An 11,843-nucleotide genomic window follows, 5' to 3' on the forward strand; every position below is an offset into this window, starting at 1 on the left:
GCAAGTTTTTTGCATTTAAAGCCCTTAAATTCAAAGATTATTAACTTTTTTAATATAAAAGTTTTTACAATACGGACTAGCAAGAGGAGGAGAAAGTATTGAAAATTGATATGCTGGTCGTAAATGCTAATGTTTACAATAGCTATTTTAAAACCTTTGATAAAGGCAATGTAGCGATAAAGGACGGTAAGTTTTTATATATTGGTAAACGTGGAGCAGAAACTTTAAAAGCAAACGAAATCGTTGATGGTAACGGAAAGTATCTAATTCCCGGTTTGATTGATATTCATTTGCATATTGAAAGCACAATGGTGACACCGTCTACGTTTTCCTACGGGTTAATAAAAAACGGTGTAACAACGATTGTCCCGGAGCCTCATGAGATAGCCAATGTGTTTGGTATTTCAGGTGTAACGGAAATGATTAAGGCAAGTAAGGATTGTGTCGTCGATATGTTTTATGCCATTCCTAGTTCTGTTCCTGCTACTACGATGGAAACAACAGGAGGAGCAATTGAAATAAGTGATATCGATCAGCTGCTGAAAACGGAAGATATTAGATGTCTTGGCGAGATTATGAATTACTATGAGATCGTTTCAGATCATGATGGGAAAACGAATCAAATTTTGGAGTATATCCGCACACACTATCCAAATCTGATTATTGAGGGCCATGTTCCGAAATTGCTTGATTTAGACTTGCAAAAAGTGGCATTCGCAGGAGTGAATTCAGATCATACTCATCAAACAGTAGAAGGAATGGAAGCGCGGATTGCGGCAGGAATGTTTCTTGAAATTCAGGAAAAATCAATGACGAAAGACGTTATGAATTATTTAAATACAAAGCAAGTTGATGAGCATTTTTGTTTTGTGACAGATGATGTTATGGCTGATTCCTTCCAAAAAAGAGGCCATTTAAATGTTCTATTGAAGAAAGCGATCCAGATGGGGATGTCGCCAGAAAAAGCGATTTATGCGTGCACTTATACACCTGCACAGCGGATGAGAATGTACGACCGAGGAGCTATTGCGCCAGGTAAAATAGCAGATTTTTTTCTTGTCGAAAATTTAAAGGATTTTGAAATTGAGATGGTTTATAAAAAAGGAGAGCTTGTGTTTGATGCATCCAAGCCTTATATTCAAGCAAGACAGGATGGAAAATTTCCAGCGCCTTTCTATCATAGTGTAATCCTGGAAGAACTGACCGAGAAAGATTTTGTGATAAATGTTTCACTCGTTGATGATCACTATAACTGCCGAATTATGCACGTTCAAGATGGTTCGACATTTACTGAGGAAAGACATGATCAGATCGAAGTAAAAGACGGTAAGCTATGCTGGGAAAATAGCCAATATGCGCAAATCACCACGTTTGCACGCTACGGCAAAAACAACAACCGTGCGCAAGGATTAATTGGCGGAGACATTTTAAAGCGAGGCGCGATCGCAACCACTTATTCTCATGATAATCACAATCTGTTAGTTGTTGGTTATAATAAGCAGGATATGGTTCTAGCAGCTAATGAGGTCATTCGCAAGCAAGGCGGTATCTGTTGTGTAGAAAATGGGAAAATCCTTTCTATGCTAGAATTACCAGTAGGTGGAATTCTTTCGGAAGAGCCGTTAGATGTTATCTCAAAGCAAGTCGATCATCTAACGAATGGTCTTAAATCGTTAGGGTACAAACATTACAATGTTATTATGTCCTTGTCCACTCTTTCACTTCCTGTCAGTCCAGAATTAAAAATAACTGATTACGGATTGATTAGTGTTAATGAAGGGAAATTAGTTCCTTTGGTACTTGATGGAGTATAGGGACCCTGTGCCTATTGAATGAAGATCAATATGCGAAGAAGAGAAGGTTTGTGTATGACTTTTTCTTCTTCGCATTTTTGCTATCGTAAAATTTGCTATGGATTGAGGCTTTCACCATTGGGAATGGGTGATTAGTCAAGTTTTTCTAAAATACCGAAATAATATGTATCAACACATACGGAGGGGTTTTAATGCCAAAAGACATAATAGTTTAGTTCATACGACCTGAAATTAGTTTATCATGTGTAGTTGGAATAATTAGGAAAAACGAAAACCAAGAAAGGGAATGGTAAATTTGAAATTTCGCCATTCCCTTGGTTATTTTATAAAGTTTAAGAACACTTAGTAAAGAATATATACATTTAACCCTTGTATAAAATGAACAAAGGTTTTTAGGAAGTATTTATTTCTCTTTCCAATCGAAATTTTTAATAAAATTGACGAAGGTATTAACAACATTCCATTCCAGCGATTCCTCATGGTAATACATCCACGTTCTTCGCATGATAGGATTTCCATTCTGATCAGTTAAGTCTATTTTATATAAATCATCAATCCCGGTAAGTACCCTGCTGGACAAGATTCCATACCCTAAACCGTTGATCACCATTTGCTTACAGGTATCAACTTGGTCGACTGCTATACTAATAAAGGGTTCTTGAGCAAAGTTTTCAGCCCACCAATGATCTTCTATTGATTTTAATAAGTAATCCCCTTTATATTCGATTTTTGGAAGATGGGGGAGTTCCGAAATATCTATTTCTTCCTTTGAGGTAATACATATTGTTTCTTCAAATAATAGATGTTTCATTAAACCTCTCCAACCATAGTCCCCGCGAATAAAGCTGATATGAACATCTTTATTGTGTATCAGTTGAGTGACGTCTCTGCTCCATCCTGTAATCACCTTAAACTCAACATGGGGATATTGCATTTTAAATAATTTTAAAATATAAGGAAGTTCATAATTGGCAAAAAAATTTGATACACCCAATTTTAATGTCCCCGCAACTTCATTACTGGAATTATTGCTCATATTTTGGACAGTTTCTTTGACTTTTTGATAATGAGCAAGGGCCTCGTCCGCACATTGGACAAGATATTCTCCTTGAGGAGTAAAATGAACTCCTCTGCTTTCACGGGTTACGATTTTAACACCCAATTCTTCCTGCATATGCTTTAAACGGTTTGTTAATGCTGGTTGGGTAATAAATAAAAGCCTGGCTGCTTTTGTTATATTTTTTTGGCTATAAAGAACCTTCAGTATTTCCCAATCACGATAATCCATCAATTCCACAATCCTTGCGATATATTTTTTTTTTATATTTCTATATAATTTTTCACTATTTTATTTATTTCAATTATTGCATTATCCTTATTTGTAAGCAATCAATACTTATTTATCAAATCATACAATACAAATCAATGGGGGTATTGTAATTGACAATACAGAAAAATCAACAAAATCCTTGGGCAAATTTTCATGGTCCGAACCTTGGCTATGTAATGGAACAATATGAGTTGTATGTAAATGATGCTGACACCGTTAGTCCAGAATTAAAGGAGCTATTTGTAAGTTGGGGTCCTCCTTTATTCGTGGAAGAAAAACAACAAAGCGTGAAAAGTTCAGGTCCTGTTCCTAACGATTTGACAGATACGAAAAAAATAATAAAAGCAGTAAAACTGCTTGATAACATCCGTTCATATGGACACTTAGGCGCGCGAATTAACCCGTTAGAAAGTAATGGGAATGATTCCGCTTTACCAACTCCTGAACAATATGGGTTAAGTGAGGAAGATTTGAAAGCGATTCCAGCCGAATTGGTATTGACAGACGTTCCAACAGGGATACACAACGCACTTGATGCAGTAAACCAACTAAAGAATGTCTACACGGGCTCTTTGTCCTACGAGTTCGGTCATGTACACAATATGGAAGAACGAACTTGGTTAACGCAGATGGTGGAAAGTGGTGTTTTAAAACGTGCACGATCAAAAGAAGAACGTAAAAACTTGTTAGAGCGGCTGGCAGAAGTAGAAGGATTTGAACAGTTTTTACACAAAACGTTTGTTGGTCAAAAACGATTCTCGATTGAAGGAGTCGACATGCTCGTGCCGATGCTCGAAGATGCGATTCATGAAGGTGCAGCGGATGGCGTTCACAATGTCATGATTGGGATGGCCCACCGCGGACGTTTAAGTGTCCTGGCTCATGTGTTGGAAAAACCTTATCATAAGATTTTCTCTGAATTTCAGCACTCCTCCGCAAAACCACAAGGTCCATCAGAAGATTTGCTCGATATTAGTGGGGGATGGACTGGAGATGTGAAATACCATTTAGGCAGAGACCGATTTATGGAAGGTTTTGGTTCGGTTCGTACCCGCATTACCTTAGCGAATAACCCTAGCCATCTTGAATTTGTCGATCCGGTTGTAGAGGGATTTGCTAGAGCCGCTCAAGAAGAACGCCATCAAGCCGGCTACCCTAGACAGGATACATCAAAAGCGTTTGCGATTTTAGTCCACGGTGATGCGGCATTTCCTGGTCAGGGAATTGTTGCCGAAACCTTGAATTTAGGGGGATTAAAAGGATATCAAACAGGAGGAACCATCCATATTATTGCCAACAACATGGTCGGTTTTACGACAGACAGCCATGATTCCCGTTTCACAAGATATGCAAGTGACTTGGCGAAAGGATACGAAATTCCTGTTGTACACGTGAATGCCGATGACCCGGAAGATTGTCTGGCAGCCATCTATCTTGCCTATCAATACCGGGTACGCTTCCGAAAAGACTTTTTGATTGATTTAGTCGGATATCGACGCTTTGGACATAATGAAATGGATGATCCGGCGGTCACCCAGCCGCAGGTTTACAAAAAAGTGACAAAGCATCCAACCGTAAAAGCATTATATGCGGAACAATTAAAGGCAAACGGCACTCTTAATCAAGAAGAAATACAACAAATCGATCGCCGCGTGCAAGAAACCTTGCAAGCCGAGTATGAAAAAGCGTCAGAGAAGAAGCGAGAGGAACCAGTCGCAGAAGTAAATGTACCAGGGGTTATTGCTAAAGGAATTCCAAGTATCGAAACGAAGGTGCCGCTTGATGCTCTTCGCGAATTAAATCAGGCATTACTGAAATGGCCGGAAGGGTTTCATGTGTATCCAAAATTAAAGCGTATTCTGGAACGTCGTGAAAACGCCTTAGAACAGAACGGAAAAGTAGAATGGGCGGTAGCGGAAGCTCTGGCATTCGCAACGTTACTAAAAGAGGGTACGCCAATTCGTCTAACCGGTCAGGATTCGGAGCGTGGAACGTTTGCCCAGCGTCACATTGTACTGCATGACACTGAAACAAACGAAACCTTTTCACCTTTGCATCGTATCCCGCAAGCTCGTGCTTCGTTTGCGGTTCACAATAGCCCACTGTCAGAAGCAGGAGTTGTTGGTTTTGAATATGGCTACAATGTGTTTGCACCTGAAACACTCGTAATTTGGGAAGCGCAATACGGTGACTTTGCCAACACCGCCCAGGCGCTCTTTGATCAATTCATTTCCGCAGCGAGAGCGAAATGGGGGCAAAAATCAGGTCTCGTCCTCCTGTTGCCTCACGGTTATGAAGGGCAAGGTCCTGAACACTCCAGCGCCCGTCCGGAACGCTTTTTACAGTTGGCAGCTGAAAATAACTGGACAGTTGCGAACTTGACAAGTGCAGCCCAATATTTTCATATTTTACGTCGTCAGGGAGCTATTTTGGGAACAGAGTTTGTTCGACCGTTAGTGATTATGACGCCAAAAAGTCTGTTGCGTCACCCACTGACCGCCTCTGTCGGCAAAGAGCTTAGCGAAGGTCATTTCCGAACGGTAGTGGAACAGCCTCAGCTTGGAACTAAAGTGAACAAAGTGAAGCGTTTAGTATTCACAACCGGTAAAATGGCGATTGATTTGGCAGTAGAAATTGAAGCGACTAAAGAAAATCAAAGCCTGGATGAGATACACATCATTCGCATCGAACAATTGTATCCATTTCCAAAAGAAAAAGTAAAAGCAATCTTAAAGCGGTATCTGAACCTAGAAGAAATAGTCTGGGTGCAAGAAGAACCGAAAAATATGGGAGCATGGCATTATATCGCACCAAAGCTTTTTGAGCTTGCTTCTGGCAGCTTAAAAGTAGGGTACATTGGACGTCCAGATCGTTCCAGCCCAGCAGGCGGTGACCCGCTAGTTCATAAAAAAGAACAAGAACGCATTGTCCAACAAACGTTGACAATTGAAAGTATAGTAGATACACAAAAACAAGGAATATAAATGTTATAAACTAACCATCACAAGCGAGACGGAGACTGGTTAACACATTATTAAACTATGAAGACAAAAAGGCCGGGAGGAGAAATCACATGTTTGAAATCAAAGTACCAGATCTAGCAGAATCCATTACAGAGGGAACTATTTTAGAATGGCTAGTTACGATTGGTGATAAAGTGTCCAAAGGTGATAGTGTAGTAGAACTTGAAACAGACAAAGTCAATTTAGAAGTAAACACAGAATACTCAGGTGTCGTAACTAAAGTACTTAAGGAGCCTGGAGATACAGTAGAGGTAGGGGATGTAATCGCCATTTTAGAAGACAAAGTTGCAGAAGGCGAAGCGCCAGCTGTTCCAGCAGCTCCGGAAAAATCGTTAACGGATGAGGTTCAGCCTGCGAGTACCCCTCCAGCAGCAGAACTTCCAAAAGCAGCCCAACCGATTGCTTCTCCGTCGGCAAGAAAACTGGCAAGAGAACTAGGAATTGATTTAAATCAAGTAGTCAGCAGGGATCCACTTGGAAGAATCAGACCGCACGATGTAAAAGCACACACGCAGACACCTGTTGCAAAGGAAGAGCCACAAGTAGAAAAGGCAAGTTCCAAGCCAGCCGCTAAACAGGCAGATCACGAGAACGACAAACCGATGGAACGTATAAAAATGTCCCGCCGTCGTCAAACCATTGCCAAACGTCTCGTTGAAGTCCAGCATACTGCTGCGATGTTAACGACATTTAACGAAGTCGATATGACTGCCGTTATGGAGTTACGAAAAAAACGGAAAGATGCCTTTTTTGAAAAACATGATGTTCGCCTAGGATTCATGTCGTTCTTTACGAAAGCCGTTGTCGCAGCTTTAAAGAAATACCCGCTTTTGAATGCCGAAATTCAAGGTGATGAGCTTGTTATTAAGAAATTTTATGATATTGGAATCGCAGTAGCAGCTCCTGAAGGATTAGTTGTACCGGTTGTCCGTGATGCGAATCAAAAAAGTTTCGCTGAAATTGAAAGAGATATTAGCAATCTCGGCAAAAAAGCACGAGACAATGCCCTCTCCTTAAAAGATTTACAAGGCGGTACATTTACCATTACAAATGGCGGAGTATTTGGATCATTAATGTCAACACCGATCCTAAACGCTCCACAGGTAGGGATTCTCGGTATGCATAAGATTCAAACAAGACCGGTCGCTATCGATCATGATCGAATAGAAAACCGTCCAATGATGTATATTGCTCTTTCATATGATCATCGCATTGTCGATGGCAAAGAAGCTGTTAGCTTCCTGGCTATGATCAAAGAGCTGTTGGAGGATCCGGAGTCTTTATTATTAGAAGGATAAAAGTTAAATAAAATGATTGTGATATAGCTTCTCTGTAAGGAGCACTTGGTTCTAATAGAGAAGCTAAAATAAGTTTTCAAAGCCCCAGGTCATGAGTGGGGTAATCAACAGCGTCAATAGATTGATATGTTTTAAGGGGATGTAGGTATGGAAGCAAAATATTGTAAAGAATCACGTGTGATACGAACAAGTCGTGTATTCCCAAACGATGTAAATAATCATAATACGTTATTTGGCGGAAAATTAATGAGTGATGTGGACCAAATTGCTTCCATTTCCGCAGCGCGCCATAGCCGGAAAGAATGTGTAACGGCTTCCACTGATTCAGTTGATTTTTTACACCCTGTTCAACCTACAGATTCAGTCTGTTTCGAATCCTATGTGACATGGACAGGCACATCGTCAATGGAAGTATTTGTGAAAATTATCGCAGAAGACTTAAAAAGCGGTAAGCGTAAAATGGCAGCGACTGCCCTCTTAACATTTGTCGCACTTGATGAACAAAACGTCCAACACGTGTTCCACAAGTAATTCCCGAAACAGAAGAAGAGAAAAAGTTACATGAAACCGCGCCAGAGCGAGCAAGGATGCGTAAAGAAAGAAAACAAAAAAGTAAGGAACTAGCTGCGTTTTTAACAACAAATCAGCCATGGGATTTACATATCATGTAGTGGTTTGGCTAAGGTACAGAATTCAGTTTGGTTTTGAATCATCATGATGACAATAAATTTGGAATGATAAATAAAGAATATACTGCTGGTTTATGAATTACTGATCTATCTTTTATAGGAAATCATGAAACGTTATCTATGGGGGAATTTATTGTGTGGGTCATTATTCACTATTCAAAGGCTAACATGACAATGTTTGAATTTGACACAGAAAAAGAAGCAAGGGAAATGTTCGACAACATCCAAGGCAGCAGCAAGATTCTTTCCGAAATTATTTACTTTGATGATCATCGTTTTCAAATTGCAACGGTCTAAGATTCTTACCATGTAAATAAGAGGAAAACAAATTGAACCCAAAGGTGTTTTCTTCGTTCCAGTTAACGTATTTTTTCAGATACCCTAGGCCCAGATATAAGGAAATAGTGGTTTAGTCGTTCTGCCTTTTAAACATGTACGAAGAGTCCTTATCTCATAAAATCATGATCTATTACACTAATTGAAGGAGAGTCATAAGATGTCCACATTGCGTGAAGAAGCATTAAAGATGCACAAGGAAAATCAAGGAAAGCTTGGTGTCCACTCTAAAGTGGCTGTACGAAATGCAAAAGATTTAAGTCTAGCTTATTCACCAGGGGTAGCAGAGCCTTGTATAGAAATACATGAAGATGAAAGCAAAGTGTATAATTATACTATGAAGGGGAATCTTGTTGCGGTTGTCTCGAACGGAACAGCTGTACTTGGCCTTGGCAATATTGGCCCGAAAGCCGCTATGCCGGTAATGGAAGGTAAATCATTATTATTCAAGTCATTTGCTGATGTGGATGCCTTCCCTATTTGTCTGGATACAACTGATCCAGATAAAATTGTTGAAGTTGTCAAATTATTGGAGCCAACGTTTGGTGGAGTTAATTTAGAGGATATTGCGGCACCACAATGCTTTGAAATTGAGGATCGCTTACGAAAAGCTTGTAATATTCCGATTTTTCACGATGACCAGCACGGTACTGCAATAGTAACGGCTGCCGGTTTAATCAATGCGTTAAAGCTAGCGAATAAAAAAATTGAAGATATTCGATTTGTCGTAAACGGTGCGGGTGCTGCAGGGGTGGCGATTGTTAAGCTGCTTCTTCATATGGGGACAAAAGATGTTGTTTTATGTGATACAAAAGGAATCATTTATGAAGGTCGTCCTGTGGGAATGAACCTATTTAAAGAGGAAATGGCCCGCATTACTAACCGAGAACAAAAACAAGGGGTATTAGCAGATGCACTTGTGGGGGCAGATGTATTTGTAGGAGTCTCAGCAGCAGGTGCTATTACAAAAGAAATGGTTCGTTCCATGAATCATGATCCAATCATTTTTGCAATGGCGAATCCTGTACCGGAAATTATGCCGCAGGAGGCAAAAGAATCGGGGGCACTGGTAGTAGGAACAGGACGTTCTGATTTTCCCAACCAGGTCAATAATGTGCTTGCATTCCCTGGTATTTTTCGGGGAGCATTAGACGTTCATGCAAAAGAAATCAATGAAGAAATGAAGCTTGCAGCTGTTTATGCAATCGCTGGATTAATTGATGAGAAGGATCTTCATAGCGATTATGTCATTCCAGATCCATTTGACAGCAGAGTTGCTCCTTATGTAGCGGCAGCCGTTGCTAACGCTGCAATGGAAACAGGTGTTGCTCAAAAGCATGTAAATGCAGAAGAAATTAAAAAGCGTCTATTATCCCTATCAGAAGAAAAACAACAAGCTGTTTTTGGATAAATCTGGTTAAAATAAAGGAACATATTATTTACTGCAAAGGCAAATCTCTAAATCAAATGAAATATAACCCAGGGAAAGGCGAATTCAACTTCACCTTTCCCTGGGTTGATTTTTGTGATTTATTCAGTATGATTCCTTTTGTTTATCAATTACTTTTACATCCCTAACCATACCGGCTATTCTGGCGGCGAAACTAGAGAACAGCGGGTATAATGTTGACTTAGCAATGCCTTGGGATCAAGGACATGGCGGCGACTATGACCTGAAGGAGCTCTTTGCTTGGACAGATGAGATTGTTGCTGAAACAGCAAGTGCTTCTGATTTTAGCGAATTAAATTAAGGCAAATAGAAGCAGAAGCCATCCACAGCTTGGTATCGCAAGTGTGGATGGCTTCTATATATTGAAAGTTTCCAAGAAAGAATAACTTTTTGTACTTATTCCAATCTAACTAAAATTAGATACATATTATACCAGTTCTCTGCTTTGAACCTTCCGAGACCAAGCAACAACAGGTATCAGCAACAGGGAAAGAATCGCTCCAGAAAGAGATAGTACCGCATAACTGGAATGAGCGACGACCATTCCTGATAACGCTCCGCCGGAGGCACCTGATAGTGCAAGCAAGACATCAACCGACCCTTGAGTTTTTGCACGAATAGATGGATGTGTTGCATCGACAATGAGAGCCGTTCCGCTAATTAAGCCAAAATTCCAGCCAGCGCCAAGCAGTACTAGTGCACAGATAAGTAGTATCATTGAGTCTCCTGGAGCAAAAGCTGCCAGTATACCAGAGGCCAGAAGCGTAGAACCAGATGCAACTGCCATCGCAGTACGGCCGACTTTATCTACTAATAGGCCTGTAACAAGGGAAGGAAAGTACATGGCACCTATATGAAAGCCTATAACCAATCCCACTTCTCTCAAACCATGGCCATGGTGTCCCATGTGTATCGGTGTCATTGTCATAATAGCAGCCATGACAAATTGTGTTAAAACCATAACTGCAGCGCCGACTACAATTCCTCTTTTGCTTATTGGAGAGCTATTCGAATTTGGTTTTTCCTGCACTGTACTGTTTTCCTCTTGGGCATTTGCAATGGCTGTAGATACAATCAATGGATCTGGACGAAGGAATAGGAGGAGAACCAATCCTGCAAGAATAAAAGCAGCCGCCCCTAAGATAAAGGGACCAGCCAAAGTTGGAATCCCAATAGAATCTGCAAATCCACCCATAACACCCACCAAGTTAGGACCCGCTACTGCACCGAAGGTAGTCGAAACCATAGCCATGCTTACAGCAGTTGCCCGTTGTTTAACTGTCGCCAGGTCTGTACCCGCGTATCGTGCTTGCAGATTTGAGGCGGTACCAGCTCCATAAAAAAGCAGAGAAGCAAATAAAAGAAAGACGCTGTTGATTAAGGCGGCGATTATTACGCCGATCGCACCAAGTCCGCCAGTAAGAAAACCTGCTGCAAGTCCTGCTCTGCGCCCGAAACGCTGAGAAAGCCTGCCTACAAGCAGTGCGGCCCCTGCAGAGCCTAAAGTAAGTAAGGCAACAGGAATCCCTGCTGCACTTTCAGTCCCCAGCATCTCTTGTGCAAGTAGTGCGCCTACCGTGATACCTGCTGCAAGTCCTGCCCCTCCAAAGATTTGTGACAGGATCACAATTTTTAACGTTCTTTTATAAAGCTGTTTTTGCTTTTCAGGTGAATCAATATAATCTTGAAGCCAAGCATACTGCTGTTTTACCCCTTTTGTAACTACTGTTTCAGTTATCATAAATGGCACTTCCTCATAAAATAATTTTTTTGATTTTACATGCTTTCCTACCTATCTTCTACTAGAATATTACTGTTTCGGGCAGCTATAGACCTATAATTAAGAAGAAGCTCATGATTGTCAACGACATGATCATGAGCCCCTTGTTATTTCAAATGCGTA

Annotated in this window: 7 protein-coding genes and 1 pseudogene; 6 read left to right on the plus strand and 2 right to left on the minus strand. The window is 40.6% G+C overall.

What is annotated here, in order from left to right; all coding sequences use genetic code 11:
- Positions 1-98: 98 nt before the first annotated feature.
- Positions 99-1,814, plus strand: a complete 1,716-nt coding sequence (locus Q1B07_RS13460; protein ID WP_299091019.1) for an adenine deaminase C-terminal domain-containing protein — start codon at positions 99-101, stop codon at positions 1,812-1,814.
- 403 nt (positions 1,815-2,217) lie between these two features.
- Here Q1B07_RS13460 and Q1B07_RS13465 read toward each other — a convergent pair whose 3' ends face one another.
- Positions 2,218-3,102, minus strand: a complete 885-nt coding sequence (locus Q1B07_RS13465; protein WP_299091016.1) for a LysR family transcriptional regulator — start codon at positions 3,100-3,102, stop codon at positions 2,218-2,220.
- Between the two features lie 152 nt (positions 3,103-3,254).
- Here Q1B07_RS13465 and Q1B07_RS13470 point away from each other — a divergent pair, with 152 nt between their 5' ends.
- From Q1B07_RS13470 to Q1B07_RS13490, 5 genes and pseudogenes are all read left to right on the plus strand, one after another.
- Positions 3,255-6,128 (plus strand): 2-oxoglutarate dehydrogenase E1 component, encoded by a 2,874-nt coding sequence (locus Q1B07_RS13470; protein ID WP_299091014.1) that lies wholly within the window; start codon positions 3,255-3,257, stop codon positions 6,126-6,128.
- An 89-nt stretch (positions 6,129-6,217) separates the two neighbouring features.
- Positions 6,218-7,465 (plus strand): 2-oxoglutarate dehydrogenase complex dihydrolipoyllysine-residue succinyltransferase, encoded by a 1,248-nt coding sequence (odhB, locus tag Q1B07_RS13475; protein WP_299091011.1) that lies wholly within the window; start codon positions 6,218-6,220, stop codon positions 7,463-7,465.
- A gap of 147 nt (positions 7,466-7,612) precedes the next feature.
- Positions 7,613-8,136 (plus strand): annotated as a pseudogene (locus Q1B07_RS13480) (acyl-CoA thioesterase).
- Positions 8,137-8,289: 153 nt separating this feature from the next.
- Complete coding sequence (locus Q1B07_RS13485; protein ID WP_299091009.1) at positions 8,290-8,451, plus strand: hypothetical protein; 162 nt, start codon at positions 8,290-8,292, stop codon at positions 8,449-8,451.
- Positions 8,452-8,650: 199 nt separating this feature from the next.
- Positions 8,651-9,901 (plus strand): malic enzyme-like NAD(P)-binding protein, encoded by a 1,251-nt coding sequence (locus Q1B07_RS13490; protein WP_299091007.1) that lies wholly within the window; start codon positions 8,651-8,653, stop codon positions 9,899-9,901.
- Between the two features lie 466 nt (positions 9,902-10,367).
- Here the strand turns inward: Q1B07_RS13490 and Q1B07_RS13495 are convergent, their stop codons facing one another.
- Positions 10,368-11,681, minus strand: a complete 1,314-nt coding sequence (locus tag Q1B07_RS13495) for an MFS transporter (RefSeq protein ID WP_299091005.1) — start codon at positions 11,679-11,681, stop codon at positions 10,368-10,370.
- Between the last annotated feature and the right edge of the window lie 162 nt (positions 11,682-11,843).

Source organism: uncultured Metabacillus sp., from assembly GCF_947503125.1.
GTDB lineage: Bacteria > Bacillota > Bacilli > Bacillales > Bacillaceae > Metabacillus.